Source organism: Bordetella ansorpii, assembly GCF_900078705.1.
GTDB classification, from domain to species: domain Bacteria; phylum Pseudomonadota; class Gammaproteobacteria; order Burkholderiales; family Burkholderiaceae_B; genus Bordetella; species Bordetella ansorpii_A.
This window is the reverse complement of sequence record NZ_FKIF01000001.1, coordinates 44694-65898: the sequence shown is the minus strand read 5'-3', so window position 1 is coordinate 65898 and position 21205 is coordinate 44694. Positions and strand designations below refer to the sequence as shown.

At 67.1% G+C, this 21205-nt stretch carries 22 protein-coding genes and 1 tRNA gene; 12 read left to right on the top strand and 11 right to left on the bottom strand.

Translation table 11 applies throughout. From position 1 onward, the window contains the following. Positions 1-12 precede the first annotated feature (12 nt). Together otsB and otsA are read left to right on the top strand one after the other, a co-directional pair. The gene (gene otsB / locus A6745_RS00230) at positions 13-789 is read left to right on the top strand and encodes a trehalose-phosphatase (RefSeq protein ID WP_066123610.1); all 777 of its coding nucleotides are present in this window, start codon (positions 13-15) and stop codon (positions 787-789) included. Between the two features lie 60 nt (positions 790-849). Next, positions 850-2277 (top strand): alpha,alpha-trehalose-phosphate synthase (UDP-forming), encoded by a 1428-nt coding sequence (gene otsA, locus A6745_RS00225; protein ID WP_066122144.1) that lies wholly within the window; start codon positions 850-852, stop codon positions 2275-2277. A gap of 81 nt (positions 2278-2358) precedes the next feature. Here the strand turns inward: otsA and A6745_RS00220 are convergent, their stop codons facing one another. The 7 genes from A6745_RS00220 to A6745_RS00195 all read right to left on the bottom strand — a co-directional run bounded on the left by A6745_RS00220 (position 2359) and on the right by A6745_RS00195 (position 7834). After that, positions 2359-3405: an NADP(H)-dependent aldo-keto reductase gene (locus A6745_RS00220; protein ID WP_066122141.1), complete on the bottom strand. Its 1047-nt coding sequence runs from the start codon at positions 3403-3405 to the stop codon at positions 2359-2361. Positions 3406-3569: 164 nt separating this feature from the next. Further along, positions 3570-4031 carry a hypothetical protein gene (locus A6745_RS00215; protein ID WP_066122138.1) on the bottom strand — a complete coding sequence of 154 codons (462 nt, stop codon included), beginning with the start codon at positions 4029-4031 and terminating at the stop codon, positions 3570-3572. A 216-nt stretch (positions 4032-4247) separates the two neighbouring features. Beyond that, complete coding sequence (locus A6745_RS00210) at positions 4248-4751, bottom strand: hypothetical protein (protein ID WP_066122133.1); 504 nt, start codon at positions 4749-4751, stop codon at positions 4248-4250. Between the two features lie 90 nt (positions 4752-4841). Further along, positions 4842-5432: a TetR/AcrR family transcriptional regulator gene (locus tag A6745_RS00205; RefSeq protein ID WP_066122128.1), complete on the bottom strand. Its 591-nt coding sequence runs from the start codon at positions 5430-5432 to the stop codon at positions 4842-4844. A 215-nt stretch (positions 5433-5647) separates the two neighbouring features. Then, positions 5648-6565, bottom strand: a complete 918-nt coding sequence (locus tag A6745_RS00200) for a DnaJ domain-containing protein (protein WP_066122125.1) — start codon at positions 6563-6565, stop codon at positions 5648-5650. 31 nt (positions 6566-6596) lie between these two features. Then, on the bottom strand, positions 6597-6854 hold the full coding sequence (locus A6745_RS27565; RefSeq protein ID WP_082852819.1) for a hypothetical protein: 258 nt from the start codon (positions 6852-6854) through the stop codon (positions 6597-6599). Positions 6855-6889: 35 nt separating this feature from the next. Next, positions 6890-7834, bottom strand: coding sequence for a M14 family metallopeptidase (locus tag A6745_RS00195; RefSeq protein WP_066122122.1), 945 nt, complete (start codon positions 7832-7834; stop codon positions 6890-6892). 172 nt (positions 7835-8006) lie between these two features. Here A6745_RS00195 and A6745_RS00190 point away from each other — a divergent pair, with 172 nt between their 5' ends. The 4 genes from A6745_RS00190 to A6745_RS00175 all read left to right on the top strand — a co-directional run bounded on the left by A6745_RS00190 (position 8007) and on the right by A6745_RS00175 (position 10008). Continuing rightward, positions 8007-8237 (top strand): DUF3820 family protein, encoded by a 231-nt coding sequence (locus A6745_RS00190; RefSeq protein ID WP_066122119.1) that lies wholly within the window; start codon positions 8007-8009, stop codon positions 8235-8237. Positions 8238-8390: 153 nt separating this feature from the next. Continuing rightward, entirely contained in the window at positions 8391-8708 is a 318-nt protein-coding gene (locus tag A6745_RS00185) for an ArsR/SmtB family transcription factor (protein WP_197488064.1), read from the top strand. 60 nt (positions 8709-8768) lie between these two features. Next, positions 8769-9881: an alkene reductase gene (locus A6745_RS00180; RefSeq protein ID WP_066122116.1), complete on the top strand. Its 1113-nt coding sequence runs from the start codon at positions 8769-8771 to the stop codon at positions 9879-9881. 50 nt (positions 9882-9931) lie between these two features. Continuing rightward, positions 9932-10008 (top strand) — tRNA-Arg (locus tag A6745_RS00175). Between the two features lie 117 nt (positions 10009-10125). Here A6745_RS00175 and A6745_RS28480 read toward each other — a convergent pair. Both A6745_RS28480 and A6745_RS00170 read right to left on the bottom strand, forming a co-directional pair. Beyond that, positions 10126-10275 (bottom strand): hypothetical protein, encoded by a 150-nt coding sequence (locus A6745_RS28480; protein WP_156513232.1) that lies wholly within the window; start codon positions 10273-10275, stop codon positions 10126-10128. A gap of 386 nt (positions 10276-10661) precedes the next feature. Continuing rightward, the gene (locus tag A6745_RS00170; RefSeq protein WP_066123604.1) at positions 10662-11471 is read right to left on the bottom strand and encodes an AraC family transcriptional regulator; all 810 of its coding nucleotides are present in this window, start codon (positions 11469-11471) and stop codon (positions 10662-10664) included. 177 nt (positions 11472-11648) lie between these two features. On the opposite strand from A6745_RS00170, the gene A6745_RS00165 reads away from it, so the two are divergent. From A6745_RS00165 to A6745_RS00155, 3 genes are all read left to right on the top strand, one after another. Continuing rightward, on the top strand, positions 11649-12899 hold the full coding sequence (locus A6745_RS00165) for an MFS transporter (RefSeq protein ID WP_066122113.1): 1251 nt from the start codon (positions 11649-11651) through the stop codon (positions 12897-12899). 221 nt (positions 12900-13120) lie between these two features. Beyond that, positions 13121-13579 (top strand): type III secretion system chaperone, encoded by a 459-nt coding sequence (locus tag A6745_RS00160; RefSeq protein ID WP_066122110.1) that lies wholly within the window; start codon positions 13121-13123, stop codon positions 13577-13579. Between the two features lie 27 nt (positions 13580-13606). After that, positions 13607-16477, top strand: a complete 2871-nt coding sequence (locus A6745_RS00155) for a hypothetical protein (RefSeq protein ID WP_066122109.1) — start codon at positions 13607-13609, stop codon at positions 16475-16477. A 27-nt stretch (positions 16478-16504) separates the two neighbouring features. Here the strand turns inward: A6745_RS00155 and A6745_RS00150 are convergent, their stop codons facing one another. After that, complete coding sequence (locus tag A6745_RS00150; protein WP_066122108.1) at positions 16505-17659, bottom strand: aminotransferase class V-fold PLP-dependent enzyme; 1155 nt, start codon at positions 17657-17659, stop codon at positions 16505-16507. 26 nt (positions 17660-17685) lie between these two features. Then, positions 17686-18660 carry a tripartite tricarboxylate transporter substrate binding protein gene (locus A6745_RS00145; protein ID WP_066122105.1) on the bottom strand — a complete coding sequence of 325 codons (975 nt, stop codon included), beginning with the start codon at positions 18658-18660 and terminating at the stop codon, positions 17686-17688. Positions 18661-18892: 232 nt separating this feature from the next. Between A6745_RS00145 and A6745_RS00140 the strand changes: the two genes are divergently transcribed. The 3 genes from A6745_RS00140 (at position 18893) to A6745_RS00130 (ending at position 21184) form a co-directional block, all read left to right on the top strand. Continuing rightward, positions 18893-19597 (top strand): STN domain-containing protein, encoded by a 705-nt coding sequence (locus tag A6745_RS00140; protein WP_066122102.1) that lies wholly within the window; start codon positions 18893-18895, stop codon positions 19595-19597. Next, positions 19594-20109 carry an RNA polymerase sigma factor gene (locus tag A6745_RS00135; protein ID WP_066122099.1) on the top strand — a complete coding sequence of 172 codons (516 nt, stop codon included), beginning with the start codon at positions 19594-19596 and terminating at the stop codon, positions 20107-20109. The genes A6745_RS00140 and A6745_RS00135 overlap by 4 nt, the downstream gene beginning before the upstream one ends. 97 nt (positions 20110-20206) lie before the next feature. Continuing rightward, the gene (locus A6745_RS00130) at positions 20207-21184 is read left to right on the top strand and encodes a FecR family protein (protein WP_066122096.1); all 978 of its coding nucleotides are present in this window, start codon (positions 20207-20209) and stop codon (positions 21182-21184) included. Positions 21185-21205 lie beyond the last annotated feature (21 nt).

The following is a 21205-nucleotide window of genomic DNA, read 5'->3' as shown; positions in this document are numbered from 1 at the left end:
CGCAGGTATCCCATGCTGGCATCCCCCGAATCCCGCCAATCCGCTGTCGCCGTTCCCCCCCCCTTGCCCGACCCGGCGCGTACGGCCTTGTTCCTGGACGTGGACGGCACGCTGGCCGAACTGCGTGACCAGCCTTCCCAGGTGATCGTGCCTGCCTCCACGGTGGCGGTGCTGGGACGGCTGCATGCGGCGCTGCGCGGCGCGGTCGTGATCCTGTCCGGGCGTGCGGGCGACAGCATCGACGCGTTGCTGCGGCCCTTGGCCCTGCCGTACGGCGCCAACCACGGGGCCGAACGCCGTGATCTGGCGGGCCATATCCATCGTATCGATGCGCCGCCAGGCCTGTCCGAGGCGCTGGCGGCCCTGCGCCGGGGCGCGGCCGATTGGAACGGCGTGCTGATCGAACCCAAGCCGCTGGGCGTGGCCGTGCACTACCGCATGGCACCGGATCGGGGCGAAGACGTGCGCAGTCTGGTGCGGGACGTGGCGGCCCGGCATGCTGGCCAGTTCGACGTGCAGCCCGGCAAGATGGTCTTCGAACTCAAGCCGCATGGGGTGGACAAGGGCGCCGCATTGCGCGAATTCATGCAAGGCACGGCACTTGCTGAGCGGATTCCCGTGATGGCCGGCGACGACCTCACGGACGAGTCGGCGTTCGTCGCGGCGCAAGCGGCCGGCGGGTACGGCATCAAGATCGGGGCGGGCGATTCCGTCGCGCCCTGGCGATTGAGCGGCCCCGCCGACCTGGCGCGCTGGCTGTGCGCGCTGTGCGCCAAGAGCGGTCAGTAGTCCGTCGCGTCGTCCTGCTCGCCATCGCTTTCATCCAAGAACAACGAACGGGAGTGCACCATGAGCAGATTGATCGTCGTATCGAATCGCGTCACCCAGGCCGCGTCGGGCAAGGCCACTGGCGGCCTGGCCGTCGGCGTCTACGACGCCTTGCGCGGCTCCGGCGGCATGTGGCTGGGCTGGAACGGCGAGGTCGCCGAAGACGGCGCGCAGATCGAGGTTTCCCACGCCTCGCACGACGGCATCGACTACTGCACCTTCCCGCTGGCCAAGCGCGACTACGACCGCTTCTACCGCGGCTTCTCCAACGCCACGCTGTGGCCCACCTTCCATTACCGCGCCGACATCAGCAGCTACCAGCGCAAGGACTACGAAGGCTATCTGCAGGTCAACCGCGATTTCGCGCGGCGCCTGGCGCCGCTGCTCAAGCCCGACGACATCATCTGGGTGCACGACTATCACCTGCTGGCGTTCGGCCGCTTCTGCCGCGACCTGGGCATCCAGAACCGCATCGGCTTCTTCCTGCACATTCCGTTCCCCGGGCCGGAAGTGTTCCGCACCGTGCCGCCCAACCGCGAACTGGCGCAGGCGATGTGCGCCTACGACCTGCTGGGATTCCAGACCGGGGCGGACCAGCAGGCCTTCGGCGATTACTGCGAGCGCTACCTGCAGGCGCAGCGCGCCGGCAACGTGCTGTCGTTGCAGGGGCGCCTGGTGCGCACGGGCGCCTATCCCATCGGGATCGATCCCGCGTCGGTCACCGAGATGTCGCGCGCCAACCGCTCGCGCCAGGTCGTGGCCCTGAAGTCGGGCCTGGCCGACCGCAAGCTCATCATCAGCGTCGACCGCCTGGACTACAGCAAGGGCCTGGTCGAGCGCTTCAATGCGTTCGAGCAACTGCTGGAGCACGGCCCGGGCCATCGCGGGGCGGTGTCCTTCGTGCAGATCGCGCCGTCGTCGCGCTCCGACGTGCTGGGCTACAAGGAAATCCGCCGCGAGCTGGAACGCGCCGCCGGCCGCATCAACGGCAAGTGGGGCGAACTGGCCTGGACGCCGCTGCGCTACATGAACCGCTCGTACGAGCGCTCCGTGCTGATGCCGCTGCTGCGCGCCTCGCAGGTCGGTTTCGTCACGCCGCTGCGCGATGGCATGAACCTGGTGGCCAAGGAGTACGTCGCGGCGCAGCCGCCCGACGATCCCGGTGTGCTGGTGCTGTCGGAGTTCGCGGGCGCGGCGCGCGAGATGGAGGATGGCGCGCTGCTGGTCAATCCCTATGACATCGAAGGGATGGCGCTGACGCTGGACCGGGCGCTGCGCATGTCCCTGGCCGAGCGGGCGTCGCGCTACGAATCGCTGATGAAGCGGTTGCGCGGATATGACCTGGCGAAGTGGCGGGACACCTTCCTGGCCGACCTGCGCGACGCCAGGCAGCCGCGCATCCTGCCAGGAGACCGCGCCGCGACGGAACTGAAGGCGGTGGGTCTGTAGCAAGGCGGCGCCACATGGAAGGCGCCCGGCCCGCAGGCGCGGGCGCCGCGCGACGCGGCGCTCGCGCCCTTGCTTCCGCGCTCAGGGCGCCGGGTTCGGGTACTTCGTATGAATGGCTTCGATGCCCTGCAGCACGTCCTCGTCGAGCGTCACGTCCACGCTCTCGATGTTTTCCTTCAACTGTTCCAGCGTCGTGGCGCCGATCAGGTTGCTGGTGACGAACGGGCGCTGGTTCACCCAGGCCAGCGCCATCTGCGCGAAAGAAAGACCGTGCTGCTTCGCCAGCGCGGCGTACGCTTGCGCCGCCGCTTCCACCTGCGGATTGCTGTAGCGCGTGAAGCGCGTGAACAGCGTCAGGCGCGCCCCTTCAGGACGCGCGCCGTTCAAGTACTTGCCGGCCAGCACGCCCATCGCCAGCGGCGAATAGGCCAGCAGGCCCACGCCTTCCCGATGCGAGAATTCGGACAGGCCGATCTCGAAAATGCGGTTCAGCAGGCTGTACGGGTTCTGGATGGACGCCACGCGCGGCAGGCCGGACTCGGCATGCTTGATGAACTGGCCCAGGCCCCACGGCGTTTCGTTGGACACGCCCACGTGGCGCACCTTGCCGGCGCGCACGAAATCCTGCAGTACCTCCAGGGTTTCGGCGATGGGCACCGTGTGTTCGTCCTGCACCCACGGATAAGCCAACTGGCCGAAGGTGTTGGTGGTGCGGTCGGGCCAGTGCAGTTGGTACAGATCCAGGTAGTCCGTCTGCAGGCGCTTCAGGCTGGCGTCCAGCGCGGCGGTCAGGTTCTTGCGGTCCAGGAAGGTCTTGCCGTCGCGGATGTGGCCAGGGCGCTTGGGATCGCGCACCGGCCCGGCCACCTTGCTGGCCAGCACGATGTCCTGGCGGCGGCCCGTCCTGGCCAGCCAGGTGCCGATGTAGGTTTCGGTCAGGCCCTGGGTTTCGGGCTTGGGCGGCACGGGATACATCTCGGCCACGTCCACCAGGTTCACGCCGCGCTCCAGCGCGTAGTCCAGTTGGGCGTGCGCGTCGGCCTCGCTGTTCTGTTCGCCCCAGGTCATGGTGCCCAGGCCGATCAGGCTGACATCGAGATCGGTACGGCCGAGTTTGCGGTATTTCAAGGGAGGCTCCGGAGGGATTGGGGGAGGGCGCGCGCAGTGGCCGCGCCGGTAGCCGGATGGTACTCCCGTCGTCGCAATCAGAACCTGAAAGCGGCGGCCGCGCCGTCCATGCCTTGCACATCGTGTGAGGCGCGGCTTCCCGCCATGCGCTGCCGGCGATCTGCTCAGAACCCGGCGGCCGTGCGGCGGCGCTGGCGGGCACGTTCGAAACCGCCGTCCAGGCCGGCGCTTTCGACAGGGGGAACGTTCAGGCGCCGCGTCATGGGCGGCAGCATGGCGCCGAAGCTTTCCACGGGTGGATTGCCCAGGGCCACGCGATAGGGTTGCAGCGGCAGCAAGGCATCCGCCGAACCCGATTGCGCGGCGCTGTACTGCGCGGCGGCCGGTTGATACTCGGTGATCGCGCGATGCATGCGCTCATCCGCGTACTGGTCGCGCAGCAGGTCCTGGTTGATCGGCGTGGTGTCCGCGATGCCGGTGGGCGCGGCGACGGTGTTCACCCGTGCGGTTTCCTCGGCCGCCTGCTGTGCAGCGACAGCGGTGGCGGCATCGGCCGCGGCCGTGCGGCGCACGGCGCGCGCCGCGTGCACGTAGGGGCTTTCCAGTGGAGCGATCGGTGACAGCATGGCGACCTCCTGCTTGTGGCCTGGCGCCCGCACGGCGGGCGTCAGGACCGTTTTGATCCCTCGACAGTAAACCTGAAACGGCGTGGGAAAACGTTTCATTTTGGAAGCGCGGAATACGGCGCGTCTCCTTGACGTGTCGTACCGTTGCGGCGGGCGCTCGCCTGCCGCGCGTGCCTCGTTGCTGGCCCGGCAGGCATCAGCGTCCAGGGGACGGCCTCAGCCGAACGAACGTGCCTTGCGCTGCGACCGGATCCCCCATGCCTGCACCCCCGCGCCCAGCACGAAAATGACCAGCCATGCCAGCAGCGCGCCTTGCACCACCGGCGATTGCGGACTGTCCGCCAGCGGATGCGCGGCGGGCAGCCTTCTGAGCGTTTCGCCGATGCCGGGTACCAGCAGCAGAAAGAAACTGAACGACAGCGCGAACGGCGACAGATAGGCCTGGAACCGGCGCAGCAACGGAATGCGCGGCACCAGCCATCCGCCACCGACGACCAGCAGCGCCAGGATGCCCAGCGCATGGCCCGCGTTGAAACCGCCGGTGCTGGACAGGCCGAATGCGGTCAGGACCGACAGCGTCAATCCCCCGAGGTAGATCCGGCCAGCCGACGTGCCGCTGTCGATCTTGCGATAGCGGACGAAGCTGTAGATTCCGGCGGCGATGGGGATCAGGCTGATCAGGGTATGACCCAGGCCCAGGGCAGAGATGGGGTTCGGCATGAGGGTGACTCCTTAGTCAATCAACTAGTTGATTGGTTGTGCGGTTCAAAAAAACCGGGCGATGTCCCGGCGCGGATGCGAGCCTTGCTTTCAGGGGGGCGCGGTAAGCCGTCCGATGGCCGCCCGCGTGATCGTTTCGAAGGTTTCGGCATTGCCGAGCGCGCGGGCGGACAGCATCGCGCCATGCACGGTGGCCATGAAGGCATGGGCCTCGACGACCGGCGAGTCCTTCAGGCGAAATGTGCCTCGCGCCGATCCTTCCGTCATCACCGTGGCCAGCCAGCCGGACAGTTCCTCGAAGTACCCACGCACCTCGTGCGCGATCTCGCTGGGAATGGCGGGCAGTTCGGCGGCCAGCATGGCGCACAGGCAGAGGGGCATCGAGTCGTCACGGATGCACTGGGCCCAGAAACCCGTGTAGGCGTCCAGCCGGGCCCGTGGGTCGTCCACTTGCCGATTCAGCGCCGCCAGGCCGGCCAGGGCCTGGGCGCGGTGCATCCTGACCACGGTCAGCACCAGTTCGGCCTTGCTGGGAAAATGGTGATGGATGCTGGCCTTGCCGATGCGCACGCGCTCGGAAATGTCCGCATAGCTGAAACCGTTGTAGCCGCCCGTGGCCAGCAGCGCCTTGGCGTGCTCGGCGATTTCTGCTGCGCGAGGGGAGAGTTCTGCTGCTTCCATGTCTGTCGATGCGCCGTGGGCGGGCTGGGTAACCGCCACGCCTTCACGGCAAGTGAGGCAGGGCGTTGAAATCAGGTTGTCAATCTACTAGTTGGTCGGTTGGTTGTCAAGCGGGGTGCCTACTGCCGGGACGGGCCGCGCGGGCGCGGTGCCTGCCCGGGCCGGCGGTCAGCCGGCGTTGCCGTGGCGCCCGGAAACTTCCCGGGGGCAAGGCGTCAGCTCGACCGCCGGTTTACCTCTTCCAGCGCCGCCCGCAGCGCCGCGCGGGTCTGCTCGTTCAAGGGCTCGATGACGTCGAATCCCGAGATGTAGAGATGCAGGTCCCCGACCCGGCCGTTGGACGACCGCAGCCCTTCCTGGCGCACGGCGATCCACGTGCCGGGAGATACCCGGGACGGAATGCTGACGTTGATCGGCACGCCAAGCACGTCGATACGCGTGGGTCCGCCCAGCGCCGCGGCCAGGCAGTCCAGTTGTATGGGCACTTCGACATCCAGCCCCTGCAATGCCGCGCCCCGGCGATCCGGTTTGGTGTCCTGGATCACGCTGACGATCAGGTTGCCCCGTTTCGCGCCGCCATTCCCCTTGTGGCCGGCGCCGGCAATGGTGATGTCGTTGCCCGGCGCGGTTCTGGCGGGCACGGGCACGCCGATGCGAGCGGGGGTGTGGCGCATCCCCTGGCCCTGGCAGTCCGGGCATCCGGTCGTGTTCGTCCGGTGGCCCGTGCCCTGGCAGGTCTCGCACCTGCCCCAGACCTTGTCCGTGATCGAGAACACGCCGCCCTGGAACATTTCTTCCAGCGTCAGGCGGATGCGTGAATACTTGTCCAGCTTGCCGTCGTGGGGGGCGGGATCTTCCTGGGGCCCGTCCCCTTGAAACGGCGGCTCCGGCCATCCGTCCGGGCCCGGGCGGTTGCAGGTGCAACTGGCTGGCGCGGGTTTTCTGGCCCCGGTCAGGATTTCGTACGCGGCCTGGATCCGCTGGAAGCGTTCCTTCGCCTGCACGGACCCGCGGTGCTTGTCGGGGTGCGCCTTGCTGCGCAGCTTCTTGTAGGCCTTCTGGATCTGTTCGAGGGTGGCCGTGGGCGGCAGCCCAAGGGTCTCCTTGTAGCAGTGGAGGTCGCAATGGTTCATCGGTTCATCCCGGCGCAGGCGCAGGCCGATATCAGTTGCGATTGACCTGATCCTGCGCTTGCCGAACGAACCAGGGAAGGTTCAATCGTTCCCCTTCGCCCGACTGGATGGTCAGGCGCGGGCGCGACGAGCCTGGCGCGTTGTCCGGACCCTGCGCCGTTGAAGACGAACGGCTCCGGTAGTCGATATCGGTGGTTTGCCTGGGGGGCGTGCTCGTGCAGGCCGTGATCGACGCGCACGCGACCATGGCCAGTACGGGCCGCAACAATACTGATCGAAGTGTCTTCATGATGTCTGGTCTCTATTGCCGCACTGAACCCGGCTTCAGATCGCCAGCGTCAGGTATACGGCTTCGCGGCCGATCACCGGCGCCTGCGTGGGCATGAAAATGGTGCAGTCGTCACAGGGCGACCGGATCTCCTCGGTGCCGTTCATCGCGATCAACTCGTCCTTGCCGAACGTTTCGAAGCCGATCACGGGGCGCGTGAAACGGAACGCCTCGCTCTTGACCATGTGCACTTCCAGCAGGCGATAGCGCCGGGGCACGGGTGGGGCAGGGGCGTCGGCGGGCTTGTCGATGAGGCCCGTGTGCGCCAGCAGCCGGAGACAGACGTCGGTGGCCAGCTCGGACGCCGAACGCGCGAAATGGTGCCCGCATTCCACCACCAGCGAGCCGCCGCTGTCGGATTGCGGATCGCCGTGGCGCCCGTGGCCGATGACGGCGGTGCCCGGAAATCGATCCTGCGGCATCACCATATGCACCACGGGCGCGCCGATGGCGGTGGCCAACGCGGCGTTGCGGTCCATTTCGTTGTAGACCCAGAAGGGCTGCACAGGCGTGCGCGTGGAATGGATGTCCAGCACGATGTCGGCCGCGTCAACGACTTGGCGCAGCTCGCGGGCGCGGCGCAGTTCGGGACTCTGCTCGGCGCCGTCCAGCATGTCCGCCGACCAGATGCGGTTCAGGTTGTGCACCAACTGGCGGTTTTCGTAGGGCTTCTCGATGTCGAAGGCCTCGTAGGCTTCGACGTGGGCAAAACTGATGGTCAGGGTGCCGATCTTGGGGCGTATGCCCGCGTCCAGCAGATGGGTGGCCGCCACCATGCCGCAGATCTCGTTGCCGTGCGTGATGGCGTTGATCAGGACGTGCGGGCCGGGAACCCCGGATTCGAAGCGGTGCACATAGGGGATGCCGGTGTTGCCTTCGCGGTAGGCGGAGAGGTCGCGAGGGAGGACTTCGAGGGGGTAGGGATTTGAGTCGGTGGTCATCGGGGTTGCCTGTCAGTGTTCATGGTCGACGAGCCGGAGGATCGATGTCGTGCCACGCCTGCTGCTTTCCGGCGCGTGCCGTATCCACTCGGCAGCGCGGTCCGGCGGCGTCCTCTCGGGCCTGTATGATCAATAGGATGTAGGTTACGCCTCTTGGCTACAGTACACCGCCGTGAACGCCGAAGATCTTGAACTCCTGGTCACCTGGACCATGCCATACGGCAAATACAAGGATCGCTTGTTGGCGGATCTTCCCGGGCACTACCTGACCTGGTTTGCCCGTAACGGATTTCCGGAAGGGAAGCTGGGGCAGTTGCTGGCGTTGATGCACGAGCTCGATCACAACGGCCTGAAGCCGCTGCTGGAGCCTTTACGTGGCATCAGGATTACTAACCGAAGCTAAATTCCAGATCCCGGTGGTGTGAAAAATCCGAGCAGGTCAGATCGCCCTAGCCTGTGAGGCGAACTTTATTGTTGCCGCTGACGCATGGCAGGCTCCCGTCCTTGCATATCGAAATACAACGATATAAGATTCGCTAAATCCCAATACACCGATATGCCCCCCGCGACCCCGCCCACCATCGACCCCGACAGCATCCTCAAGGCCCTCGCTCACCCCGTGCGCCGCGAGATGCTGAACTGGCTGAAGGACCCCGAGAACCACTTCGCCGACCAGCAACACCCGCTCACCCTGGGCGTCTGCGCCGGCATGTTCGAGCGCTGCGGCCTTTCCCAATCCACCGTCTCCACCCACCTGGCCGTCCTGCAACGCGCCGGCCTGGTCAAGACCCGGCGGGTAGGGCAATGGGTGTTCTTCCAGCGCGACGAAGACGTCATCGCGGCGTTTCTCGCCCAACTGGGCCGGGATATCTGATCTCTTTTCCCCGGCGCGGACCCCCGCCCGCGTCATCCTCATCCCCCGAAGAGGTAAGCAATGCCCACGCTATTCGAACCGACGACCGCTGGCGACCTGCAACTGGCCAACCGCATCGTCATGGCTCCCTTGACGCGCAACCGTTCGCCGCGCGCCGTGCCGCAACCCATCACCGCTACCTACTACGAGCAGCGCGCCACCGCCGGCCTGCTGATCACCGAAGCGACCGCCATCTCGCACCAGGGCCAGGGCTATGCCGACGTGCCCGGCCTGTATTCCGAAGAGCAGCTCGCGGGCTGGAAGCGCGTGACCGACGCCGTGCACAAGGCGGGCGGCAAGATCGTCGTGCAGATGTGGCACGTCGGCCGCATCTCGCACACCACGCTGCAGCCCAACGGCGGCGCGCCCGTGGCCCCGTCGGCCATCCGAGCCAATGCCAAGACCTACATCATCAACGCCGATGGCACGGGCGGCATGGTCGACGTGTCCGAGCCGCGTGCGCTGGACATCGATGAGCTGCCCGGCATCGTCGAGGACTACCGCCGCGCCGCCCGCGCCGCCATCGACGCCGGTTTCGACGGCGTCGAACTGCACTCGGCCAACGGCTACCTGCTGGACCAGTTCCTGCGCTCGGGCAGCAACAAGCGCACCGACGCCTACGGCGGCTCGATCGAGAACCGCGCCCGCCTGATGGTCGAAGTGATGGACGCCATCACGGCCGAGATCGGCGCGCGCCGCGTCGGCATCCGCATCTCGCCGGTCACCCCGGCCAACGATGCCAGCGACGACCAGCCGCAACCGCTGTTCACCTACGTGGTGCAGAAACTGGCCAAGTACGACCTCTCGTACGTGCACGTCATCGAAGGCGCCACCGGTGGCCCGCGCGATCATCAGCAGGGCAGCACGCCGTTCGATTACGCCGCGCTGAAGGCTGCGTACCGCGCCGCCGGCGGCAAGGGCGCGTGGATGACCAACAATGGCTACGACCGCGAGCTGGCCGACCGGAAGGTCGAGAGCGGCGAAGCCGATCTGGTGGCCTTTGGCCGCCCGTTCATCTCGAACCCGGACCTGGTGCGCCGCCTGAAAGAGAATGCCCCCTGGAACGAGGGCGACCGCAGCACGTACTACGGCGGCGGCGAGCATGGCTACATCGATTATCCGACCCTGCCTTGAGAGCTGCCCTTGCGCACGTCTTTAAATGCGTGCTATAGTTTCACCTCTCAGCGCCCGTAGCTCAGCTGGATAGAGTACTTGGCTACGAACCAAGGGGTCAGGAGTTCGAATCTCTTCGGGCGCGCCAGATTAGCAGTACGCGGTAATAAAAACGGCCTGAAGGTTTTTCCTTCAGGCCGTTTTTCATTCTCTGCGCGGCACGTCCAGCGGCACGTCCAGCGCATCCAGCACCGCCTGGTAGACGTCAGCCGAAGAGCCAGTTAAGGCCCGTGCCCGTGACGACCAGCGCGGCGGCGATGCCCAGCAGCCACAGGAAGGTCTGGCCGTTCTCGTTATCCGGCTGGACGTCCGTTACGGTGTACTCGGATGCGTCGTTGTTGTTGGTCTCGTTCATGTTCCCGCCTCCTTTAATGCGTTCGTTAAACTGCGAACAATTCAAGGAAAACACTCCTATCCTGGGACGTCAACACCGGAAAACGGTGCCCGAGTCAAGCTTTGTGATTTTTGCGGAAACATGAGTTTTCGCGATCATCTCGCAGCAAATGCTTACAGATAGCAGAAAATAAAGGGGCGATTCACGCGCTCGCCATGCTGCACTGCACGAAAGCGGTTTGCCTGATTGTCCGAGAGGGACGGGGCCGCGCCACGGCGGCATGAGGTCGCGCCCCGCGGCCACAGGCGTCCGCTGGCCGGACTTGCCACGGGCCGCCGCCTTCCAAGGCACAGGACACCTCGGCGTTCACGGTTGCGCGAGCCGGGCGGCCCCCGTGCGCACCCCTCTTACTGCGCGCGTTCCCCGCGCATCTGCTGCGGCGTCGTGCCCAGCGCCCGCCGGAACATGGCGCTGAAGGCGCTGGGGCTGCTGTAGCCCAGTTCGGCCGCCACCCGGGCCACCGGCTGGCCCAGCGTCAGCCGGTGCAACGCATCGGACAGCCGCACCTGCTGCATCCATTGACGGTAATTCAGGCCCAGTTCGGCCTGGAACAGGCGGATCAGCGTGCGGCCGCTGGCGCCGACCTCGTCGCCCCAGTCCTCCAGGCGGCGCTCCAGGCCGGGCTGGTCGAGAATGGCGCGGCAGATGGCCTGCAGGCGGCGGTCCTGCGGCCAGGGGATCTGGATGGGCACGACGGGGGCGCTGCGCAGTTCGGTCAGCAGCAGGGCGGCGATCTGGCCGGCGCGGCCTTCCGGGGCGTAGGCGATGGGTTCGCCCGTCAAGGCCAGGATCAGTTCGCGCAACAGGGGCGGCACCTCGATCACCTGGCAGCGGTCCCACAGCGTGCGGGCGGCGTCCGCGTGCACGTACAGCGTGCGCATCGACACCGAGCCGAGCATTTCCACCGCATGGGACACGCCGGCGGGCACCCATAGCGCGCGCAGCGGGGGCAGGGTCCACAGGCCGTCCGGCGTGGTGACGCGCATGGCGCCCGACACGGCATAGACCAGTTGCGCGCGGCGGTGCGTATGCGGGCCGGTGTGGTCGTTGGAGACATACTCCTTGGCCATGGCCGTGACCATCTGCGGCAGGTCCTGGTAATCGTCGGCGCTGCGGCTGCGTGCCTGGTCGATATGAGCGGAAGAAGGTCGCCGCATGGGAGGCTGTGTCTTGAGGACGAGGAAGGATGCCGGCACGGCATTCGCCTTGTGGCAGTGCGGCAAGGGATGTCATTTTAGCGACGAAACTTGGCATTCCTGTGTGATCCAGCCTTCCTACACTGTCGCTTTGCCGCCGCGACGGCGGATTTTCGACCCTCCTCGACCCGCAACGCCATGACCACCCCGCAAGCCTCCGTCGCCGCGCCGGCGCCGTCCACCACCTCGTTCAAGGTGCTGGGCGCGATCAGCGTGGCGCACATGATGAACGACATGATCCAGTCCATTCTGCTGGCGATCTATCCGATGCTGAAGGACTCGTTCCAGCTCAGCTTCGCCGAGATCGGGCTGATCACGCTGGCCTATCAGATCGCTGCGTCGCTGCTGCAGCCTTGCATCGGGCTATATACGGACAAGCGGCCCACCACGTATTCGCTGCCGGTGGGCATGGGCTTCACGCTGGTGGGGCTGCTGATGCTGGCCTATGCGCCGTCGCTGCCGTATCTGCTGGTGGCCGCGGTGCTGGTGGGCACGGGTTCGTCGGTGTTCCATCCGGAGTCGTCGCGCGTGGCGCGCATGGCCTCGGGCGGCCGCCATGGGCTGGCGCAGTCGCTGTTCCAGGTGGGCGGCAACGTGGGCTCGGCGATGGGGCCGCTGCTGGCGGCGCTGTTCATCATTCCGCACGGGCAGGGCAGCGTGGCGTGGTTCTCGCTGGCGGCGCTGTTCGGCATCGTGGTGCTGGTCGGCATCGGCCGCTGGTATGGCGCCAACCGCGCGTTGCTCAAACCCAGGGCGCGCGTGGCGCGGCCGGGCGGCGAACTGAGCCGCAGCCGCGTGCTGGGCGCGCTGGCGGTGCTGGGCGTGCTGATCTTCTCGAAGTACTTCTACCTGGCCAGCCTGAACAGCTATTTCACGTTCTACCTGATCGACAAGTTCGACCTGTCGGTGCGTTCGGCGCAGTTGTTCCTGTTCCTGTTCCTGGCCGCCGTGGCGGTGGGCACGGTGGCGGGCGGCCCGATCGGCGACCGCATCGGCCGCAAGATCGTGATCTGGGTCTCCATCCTGGGCGTGACGCCGTTCACGCTGATGCTGCCGCACGCCAACCTGCTCTGGACGGGCGTGCTGGTGGTCGTCATCGGCCTGATCCTGGCCTCGGCGTTCTCTGCCATCGTGGTGTATGCGCAGGAACTGGTGCCGGGCAAGGTCGGCATGATCGCGGGGCTGTTCTTCGGCTTCGCGTTCGGCATGGGCGGCCTGGGCGCGGCCGCGCTGGGCCATCTGGCCGACGTCACCAGCATCCGCTATGTGTACGAGGTGTGCGCGTACCTGCCGTTCCTGGGCGTGGTGGCGATCCTGCTGCCGGACACGGAGGGTGACGGCCAGTCCCGTGACAAGGGGATGCCGGTGACGGCCGGCGCGTCGCGATAGACGGCCGGCGTTCCGGCTCAGGAACAGCGTGGAAAGAAAGCGCGGGGCGGTCTTCGGGCCGCCTTGTCGCACAGGCGGGCGCAGGGAACTTACCGGATGCGGGTGTTACCCACCCGGGATAGGTATCCCCTCCCGGCGCACGACCTGGCCAGCGGCGCGCCCGCCCGGCAGTGTGCTTCGCGCGCCGGTCTCTGACAGCGAGACGTACTGCAAGGAGAGACATGAGCACCGCTTCCTCCCACTTCGCCACCCTGATCGACGGGCTGAACCAGCGTACCGGCCTGGCGTTGCGCAGCACCGACGGCGCCTGCGCGTTCCTGGACAAGCAGGGGGCGTATTGGCAGCTGTCGCTGGGCATGGGCAGCGACCTGATCGTCATCGAATGCACGTTGGGGACGTTGTCGGATTGGCCAGCGCGCGTGGCGCTGCGCCTGCTGGAACTGAATACGCGGCACGACGTGCTGCGCGGCGCATCGCTCGGTGTCGATCCGGTCAGCCAGGATGTGCGCGCAATGTTGCTGCTGCCCATGGCCGGCCTGGATGCCGGCCTGCTGGAGAACGCCGTCTCGAACCTGATGGGCGTGCGCGACGCGGTGGCTGATGACCTGGCCGGTGTCGAGGGCGCGTCGAACGTGTCCGAGTTCGCTGAACGCCAGCCCGGTCCGCTGGATTTCGCCTGATCCGATTCGCCTTGACGAGACGCATCCATGTGCCTGAAACCTACGACAATCACGACGACGCATCAATCGACCTCGCCGGTCACGGACCAGATGCCCGTCACGCAGTCACCGCTGTCCGATGTGCAGCCCCAGGAGCCGGTGACGCCGACGCTAGACGTCGTGCAGTCTCCCACGCAGCCCTCGTCCATGCCATTGCAAGCCCAGGTCAAGCAGACCATTACGCCGTTGGGCGAGGCGCCGGACAAGCAGACGACGGGGCGCGCGGTTTCCCACAAGGCGCTGACGGATTGGAAGAACGACCTCAAGAAGCAGCCGGCGCTCAAGCCTGAGGTCGAGCAGATCTGGAATGCCCTGACGCGGGCCGACTACGTCGCCAAGAAAGGAAGCGGTGGCGATGCCACCTACGCGTTCCGATTCGGCGCGGCGCAGGCCGTCCACGACTTCAGGACCAGGAATCCGGACTTGAACCTGAGCGATACCGCGGTGAAGCACGTGCTTGCCTTCATCGAGAAGCATATGGTTCTGCATTCCAATATCGATGAGGCTTATGGCCGCATGACCGGCGGCAATCCGAAGGCCTTCCGGGATTGGTTCCATTCGTTCGCGGGAACGGTCAGTCTGCTCGGGGCGCGTTCGAGCGATACGGTGACGCCGAAGCTGTCGGCGCCGAAGCAGCGGCAATTGATCAAGGCCGAGCTGATGCGTGGCCAGTTGCAGGCGACGTACACGCCCGGCGATGCGGATCGCCTGGGACGGTCCCTGTCGCCCCTCGTGCGCGAGGGATATGGCCGAGGCGTGAAAACAGGCCTGTGGATGGCGGCCGCGGCGGTGCGGACCGAACAGGTGAAGGCGGCGCTCGGGCCGCTTGGCTCGCAGTTGAACAAGTTCGAGGTCTATCCCGTCAACCACGCCTTTACCTACAACGGAACCGCACCGGTCACGGTGGCGGACGTTCCTGGCACCTTGGCGGGCGTACGCAGCGTCTATATCGAGTCGCTGGGAGTGCAGGTCGTTCATAAGGATATCGTCGACAAGGATATCCATGGTTTCCTGGGCGGCCGGGGACTGCGCAGTTCGGCCAGCGAGTGCGCGGAGCTCTGTGCGCAGCGCATGGTGGAGAAAATCGGGACGGGGGATGTCTCCGGCGCGCTGAAAACCTTGGACAAGGCGTTCGATGGCGTGAATGCCAAGGCGGTCAAGGAGGTGCTGGGTCAGGTCGAGCTGATGCCCAATACGCTGATCGCGCCGGATGGCGTCGACGCCCTGAGCCAGAGTTCACCGCAACAACTCCGGGAACTGAAAGACGCCTACGCCGCCTGCGTGAAGTCGGACACGCGCGACCTGCCGCTCTACCTGCGGCAGAACATTCAGGTCGTTCGCAACCTCATCGGCGACATCGACCGGTTCGGTGCGCCCGGCATGCCCGCCACGGTGTGCGCCGCGTTGACGGATGCGCTGCAACGCGCGTCCGAACTGCTGTCGCAGGCGCGGTTCATGGCGATGGACCTGAGCGGCAAGGCCGGTGTGCTGGAGCAGGACCGCTCGGTGATCATGCAGCGGGCGACGCAGCTGAATGAGCGGCTGTTCGGCGACGCGCCCCAGGACATGGAGGGGCATCTGCAACGCGGTCATGTGCGTGCGATGGAAAGCGATATCGCCACGCATGACAAGCATTTCCAGACCCTCGATGTCCTGCCCCAGGCGACGTCCCTGCACATGGAGCATTTCTATCAGGCCATGCAGGACATCCACCATGTCGTGCGATTCCAGAACGACTGGGCGGGCCGGGCGCCGGCATTGGACGGCGTCATCGGCGATCTGCTTTTGAAGCGACCGGAGCCCACCGCCCTGACTGGCGGCGATGCCGGCGTGCTGCGTGGCGCCCTCAAGGTCGAGAGTGCGCCACATGCACTGGCGCTGCTGGAGCAGATCCAGTCGTCGCTGAGCACCGAAGAGCTGAGTTCGGCGGCCATCCTCACCGGGGCGTACTATGAAACCCCGGCGCTTTTCCCAGGCGCCGCGGATATCGATTCGGTGGACAGCCCGGCATTGCGAGAAAAGCGCCTCATCGTCATGGAGCCGCATCCCAACAACGCCGCGAAGGTCGAGGTGCACCCGCATGATCCGGTCGCCTTGATCCAGAATGTCTTCGGCGTGCAGCGCGAGCATCCCTGCACGCTTGTGATCGATTGCACGCTGAACCACCTGGGCGAAGAGCAGATCGCTCGGGTGTTGCATGAGGCCAGGCCGCATATCGAGTCCGGGGTGTTGAATCTGGTGCTGGTGCAAAGCGGCACGAAGTTCTTCCAGAACGGCATGGATATCGTCAATATCGGCACCGCCGCCATTTTCAACAAGGGCGACAACTGGACCGGCTTCCAGGACGGCATGGATCAGGGAAGAATGCACGTGCCGGATGACGACAAGGGCTACATCGCCAGCATGCTGTCGGGGGGCAACGAACAGACGTCGATGGAGTACCTGTCCCGCGTGCGGCACAACACGTCGCAGTTGCGCGGCGAGCTGCTGCGCGACATTCCACCGGGCCACACGGGCGGCAATGCGTTCGAGCTTTGCGCGAACACCGATGACCGGACGGTCTATGTGGCATTCAGGCCGACCGACGCCTACGTTGCCAGGGTGCAGAAGAAACCGCTGGATCAGCTTACCGAAAAGGACAGGGCCGATGTGAACGTCAAGCTTTACACCGACAGGCTGTTGCCCGGGTTCAATGAGCTTGCGACCGTGGACCGCTCCAGTTTCGGCTTCAACGTCACCAACTTCGGAGAGTGCCACACGACGGTGCGCATCACGCTGGGCATCGAAGAGCCGGGCCTGTTGCAGGAGTACGCGCGCAAGCTCGTTGCCCTGGGGGAAAGGATCCACGCCGAGGGCTGAACCTACGCGCGGACGCCGGCGCAAGGGCTACGCCGGCGTTCTCAACCGATCGAGCAGCATGTCCAGCTCCTCTTCCGTGTTGTAGAAGTGCGGCGCCACGCGCACGCAGCCTTCGCGTGCCGAGGTGACGATGCCGGCGTCCAGCAGGTGTTGCCGGCACTGCGCGGCATCGCCATCGGGTGGAATGAAGGACACGATGCCGGCGCCGAATGCCGCGCGATCTGGCCCGCCGCGCAGGCGCAGGTCCTGGCGCAGCAGGCCCTCGGCCAGATAGGCCGTCAGGCCTTGCAGCCTGGCCGCCGCGCCTTGTGCACGCGCGGCGCGCAGCAGCTTCAGGCTGGCGGCCGCGCCCGCGATCAGGTGAAAGGGCAGGATGCCGGTTTCCAGCCGCGCCGCGCCGGGCAGCGGATCCAGCTCGAAATCCGCATAGGCCTCGCGCGGCACCACGCTGCGCGGCCCCGCGCCCGGCAGGGCCAGCCTGTCGCGCAGAGTGTCCGCCAGATATAGCCAGCCCACGCCTTGCGGGCCCAGCAGCCACTTGTAGCTGTGGGTGGCCAGCGCGTCGATGGGCAGGTCGGCCACGTTCACGTCCAGCGCGCCCACGGCCTGGATGCCGTCCACCACGAACAGCATGCCGCGTTGGCGGCACGCTTCGCCCAGCGCCACGATGTCCAGCACGCAGCCGCTGCTGAACTGCACCCACGACGCGCAGACCAGCCGCGTGCGCGGCGTGCAGGCGGCAAGCAATCGCCGGGCATCGACCCGGCCGTCCTGGCAGGGCACGCGGTGCACGCGCACCCCGTGCCGCTGCAAGGTCATCCAGGGCAGCACGGCCGAGGGAAAGTCGATGGCCGGCACGACGATTTCATCGCCTTCCATCCACGGCAACCCCGAGGCGAGCAGGCTCAGGCCGCCCGAGGTGTTGGGCGTGTAGGCGACCTGGTCGGCCCGCGCGCCGATGTAGGACGCGAACTCGGCGCGGGTGGTCTCGGCCAGCTCGTGCAGCAGGGGATGCTCCAGCGAGCCGCGGCGCGACTGCGCCGCCAGCCGCGCCGTGATGGTCTCCAGGCTGCGCGCGGGCAGGGGGCCCATGCTGGCGTGGTCCAGATAGGTCAGTTCCTGCGTGACGGGAAACTCGGCCCGCCAGCGGACCGGATCATAGGCAGTGAGCGCGGGATCCATGGAGGCTGGGTTCCTGTGTGAAGGGTTCAGTCGGCACGCATGTGCCCCTTGCGGACCACTTCGCCCAGGCGCTTGCGCTCGTCCTGCGCAAAGGCGGCGAAGTCGGCGCGCGAGCCGCCGCCCGGTTCGATGCTGCTCTGGGCCAGCGCGTCCCGCACTTCCTTGGTCTTCAGGGCATCGTCCACCGCGCGGGCCATCCTGTCCAGCACCGCGTCCGGCGTGCCCTTGGGCGCGTACAGGCCGGCCCAGTGGCCGATGCGCACCTGTGGAAAACCTTGTTCCGCCGTGGTCGGGATGTCGGGCGCGGATGCCAGGCGCTTGTTCCAGGTGGTGGCCAGGGCCTTCAGCTTGCCGCTTTTCACCAGCGGCAGCGTGACGATGCTGGCTTCGGACGTCAGGTCGGTCTGGTTGCCGATGACGGCCGTGACGCCTTCGGAACCGCTTTTGTACGAGATGGCCTCGATGGGCAGGCCAGTGTTCTGCTTCAGCATCTCGCTGACGAAATGCGGCGTGCTGCCGGGGCCGGCGGTGGAGAAGGTCAGGCGGTCGACCTTCTTGCTCCTGGCGTTCTCCACCAGGCTTTTCAGGTCGCGGGCCGGATTGTGCGGGTTGGCCACGATGACCGACGGCGTGACGGACAGCAGCACCACCGGGGTCAGTTCCTCGTCCTTATAGGGCTGGTCGGACCGGATCAGGCTGTTGGTGACGGTACCGTTGCTGCCCACCAGATAGGTGTAGCCGTCGGGCGTGGACCGCGCGACGTGGGCCGAGCCGACCACGCCGCCCGCACCGGGCCGGTTCTCCACGATGACGGATTGCTTCAGTTGCGCGCCCACGGCCTTGGCGAGGATGCGCGCCACCAGGTCGTTGGCGCCGCCGGCCGTGAACGGCGCCACGAAGGTGATGGGCTGGCTGGGCCAGTCGGCCGCCCGGGCCGGGCCGAATGTGCAGGTTGCGGCGGCCAGCAGGATGGTGGCCGCGGTCTTGTACGCGAATGGCATCGCAAAACTCCTTTGATCGCCGGCGCCCGGACGTGGCCTTGTTCTTCGGCCTTGGCCCGCGCGCGCGGTTTGGCGATCCCCGCCCGTATGGTAGCGCCATGCGCACACGCGTCATGTCCGTGTAACCTTTCGGTCATGACGTGTCCGTACCATGCGGGCTCTTCCCCGGTCGCCGTCCGCAGTCCGATTCGCGTCTCTCCATGAACCGAATGTCCGCCTTGATCCTGCCGTCATGCGTGTGCTGCGCGTGCGCATGGCCGCGCTGATCGCCGTGGCCGGGATGGGCGCTGCGTGCCTGGCTCCGCCATCCGCATGCGCATCCCAGGCGCCGGCGGAAGTATCCTCGCGGCCTGATCCGGTCTCGTCGGACGCGCAGGTTTTCGACCTGCCCGCCGCGCCGCTGCACGATACCCTGCAACGTTTCGGCCACCTGACGGGCCTTTCCGTCCTGTACGAGGCCGGCCTGGTCGCCCAGCGCCGATCCGCGCCGGTGCAAGGCAGCATGAGCGCCGACGCCGCCTTGCGCCGCCTGCTGGCGGGCTCGGGCGTGCGCGTGGGCTATGCCACGGGTCAGGTGTACACCCTGGCGGCCGAACCCGCCGCCAGCAGGCCGAAGCCGGATGCGGTGCTGCCCGAAGCCGACCGGCAACGCTATTACGCCCGCCTGCAAGGCCATGTGCTGCGCGCGCTGTGCGCCGATCCGCTGCTGCACACCGGCAGCTATCGCGTGGCGCTGCGTTTCCGCATCGACGGACGGCCGGCCATCGACCGTCTGCTGGTCGCCGCGACCACGCGGCCCGACATGGAGCCGCGCATCGCCGCTGCCCTGACCGGCCTGCCGGTGCTGGCGCCGCCGCCTGGGCTGGCCCAGCCCATCACCATGCTGCTGGCGCCGGGCGCCGGGGGCACACCGCGCGCCTGCGCGGGGGCGCCATGAGCGGCAAGGGCCTCGCGCAACTGCGAGAGCTGTTTGCCCAACGCTACGACACGCTGCGCACCCGCGTGGCGCGCCGGCTGGGCAATGCCGGCGACATGGCGGGCGATGCCCTGCATGAGGCCTACGTCCGGCTGGCCGAGAAGGGGGATCTGGACGAGGTGCGCCATCCGCAGAGCTATCTGCTGAACACCGCCGTGCACGTCGCCATCGACCGGCTGCGGGGCGAGTCGCGCGTGCTCAGCGAAAGCGAGATCGAGGATTTCCTGGACGTGCCCGACGGCGCGCCCGGGCCGGCCGAGACCGCCGAGGCGCGCGGCGAGATGCAGAACGTCTTCACCGCCCTCGAAGCCCTGCCGCCCCGCCAGCGTGACATCTTCCTATCCGCGCGCGTGCACGAGGTGTCGCGCGAGGAACTGGCCAAGCGTTGGGGCATCTCGGTGCGCCAGGTCGGCCGCGAGCTGCAGGCCGCCCATGAGTTCTGCCTGCAGGCGCTTCAAGGGCGGGACGATTGATGGAAAAATCTGCAAGTATTGGTGTCGGGACGCCATTTTCATGGCCGATCCGCGTGGCGCCAATCGTCTATCCGTATAAGCCGATCCGTAAGCCCGCATGAACACCGAACCCGTCCATCCCGATCCGAGCACGCCGGACTGGGCCGCCCTGCAGCGGCAGGCCCATGCCTGGGTGCGCGAGTTCGCCACGGGCAAGCCCACGGTGGCGGACATGGCGCGGGTGAAGCAATGGCGCGCCCAAAGCGCCGAGCACGAGCGCGCCTGGACACAGGCCTGCCGCGACTGGAAGAAGCTGGGCATCCATGCGCAAGCCTTCGCCGAGCAGCGCCCCGAGTTGGCCCAGCCACGGCCCCGGCGCATCGACCGGCGCGTCTTCCTGGGCGCCGCGGCGTCGGCCTTCGGCGCGCTGGCGGTGGTCGGGATGGTGCGTCCGCCGCTGGGCCTGTGGCCATCATGGCGGGAATGGCATTCGGACTACCGCACGGCCACCGGCGAGCAGCGCCAGTTCACGCTGGCCCACGACATCCGCCTGAGCCTGAACACACAGACCAGCGTGGCCTTGCGCGGGCAGGGCGACCAGCCCGTGTTCGAGCTGGTCTCGGGCGAGGCCGCCGTATCGGCGGCGGGCGCGGCCTGCGAGGTGCTGGCCGGCCAGGGCCGCGTGCTGCTGACGCGCGGCGAGGTCGAGGTGCGCCGCCTGCCGGGTGACCAGGTGCGGGTGCGCTGCACCGAAGGCAGTACGGAGGTCTGGCATCCGACGCGCCGTATCACGCTGGTGGCGGGGCAGCAGGTGACCTACGACCCAGGCGGCATGGACGACCGTGCGCGGCCCGCGCCGCCGGTGTCGGCCTGGCGGCAGGGCATGGTGGTCTTCGACGACCAGCCGCTGTCCGACGTGGTGGACGAGATCAACCGCTACCGGCCGGGCCGCGTGATGCTGATGAATGACGCCCTGGCGCGCCGCCGTCTCAGCGCGCGGGTCAGCGTGCAGGCGCTGGACGAGGTGGTCGAGCACATCGAGCGCCTGTATGGGGCCAGCGTGCGGCGCGTGGGCGATCTGGTCATCCTGAGTTGATCGGGCGTGGCCGGCCCGGAC

Excerpts from the sequence above, each read along its gene's own strand:
- A6745_RS28480 (WP_156513232.1), bottom strand. The coding sequence starts at position 10,275 with ATGAACGAGACCAACAACAACGACGCATCCGAGTACACCGTAACGGAC.
- A6745_RS00160 (WP_066122110.1), top strand. The coding sequence starts at position 13,121 with ATGAGCACCGCTTCCTCCCACTTCGCCACCCTGATCGACGGGCTGAAC.
- otsB (WP_066123610.1), top strand. The coding sequence starts at position 13 with ATGCTGGCATCCCCCGAATCCCGCCAATCCGCTGTCGCCGTTCCCCCC.
- A6745_RS00180 (WP_066122116.1), top strand. The coding sequence starts at position 8,769 with ATGCCCACGCTATTCGAACCGACGACCGCTGGCGACCTGCAACTGGCC.
- A6745_RS00145 (WP_066122105.1), bottom strand. The coding sequence starts at position 18,660 with ATGCCATTCGCGTACAAGACCGCGGCCACCATCCTGCTGGCCGCCGCA.
- A6745_RS00130 (WP_066122096.1), top strand. The coding sequence starts at position 20,207 with ATGAACACCGAACCCGTCCATCCCGATCCGAGCACGCCGGACTGGGCC.
- A6745_RS27565 (WP_082852819.1), bottom strand. The coding sequence starts at position 6,854 with ATGAAGACACTTCGATCAGTATTGTTGCGGCCCGTACTGGCCATGGTC.
- A6745_RS00170 (WP_066123604.1), bottom strand. The coding sequence starts at position 11,471 with ATGCGGCGACCTTCTTCCGCTCATATCGACCAGGCACGCAGCCGCAGC.
- otsA (WP_066122144.1), top strand. The coding sequence starts at position 850 with ATGAGCAGATTGATCGTCGTATCGAATCGCGTCACCCAGGCCGCGTCG.
- A6745_RS00150 (WP_066122108.1), bottom strand. The coding sequence starts at position 17,659 with ATGGATCCCGCGCTCACTGCCTATGATCCGGTCCGCTGGCGGGCCGAG.
- A6745_RS00200 (WP_066122125.1), bottom strand. The coding sequence starts at position 6,565 with ATGAACCATTGCGACCTCCACTGCTACAAGGAGACCCTTGGGCTGCCG.
- A6745_RS00210 (WP_066122133.1), bottom strand. The coding sequence starts at position 4,751 with ATGCCGAACCCCATCTCTGCCCTGGGCCTGGGTCATACCCTGATCAGC.
- A6745_RS00205 (WP_066122128.1), bottom strand. The coding sequence starts at position 5,432 with ATGGAAGCAGCAGAACTCTCCCCTCGCGCAGCAGAAATCGCCGAGCAC.
- A6745_RS00195 (WP_066122122.1), bottom strand. The coding sequence starts at position 7,834 with ATGACCACCGACTCAAATCCCTACCCCCTCGAAGTCCTCCCTCGCGAC.
- A6745_RS00135 (WP_066122099.1), top strand. The coding sequence starts at position 19,594 with ATGAGCGGCAAGGGCCTCGCGCAACTGCGAGAGCTGTTTGCCCAACGC.
- A6745_RS00165 (WP_066122113.1), top strand. The coding sequence starts at position 11,649 with ATGACCACCCCGCAAGCCTCCGTCGCCGCGCCGGCGCCGTCCACCACC.
- A6745_RS00155 (WP_066122109.1), top strand. The coding sequence starts at position 13,607 with ATGTGCCTGAAACCTACGACAATCACGACGACGCATCAATCGACCTCG.
- A6745_RS00215 (WP_066122138.1), bottom strand. The coding sequence starts at position 4,031 with ATGCTGTCACCGATCGCTCCACTGGAAAGCCCCTACGTGCACGCGGCG.
- A6745_RS00140 (WP_066122102.1), top strand. The coding sequence starts at position 18,893 with ATGCGTGTGCTGCGCGTGCGCATGGCCGCGCTGATCGCCGTGGCCGGG.
- A6745_RS00185 (WP_197488064.1), top strand. The coding sequence starts at position 8,391 with ATGCCCCCCGCGACCCCGCCCACCATCGACCCCGACAGCATCCTCAAG.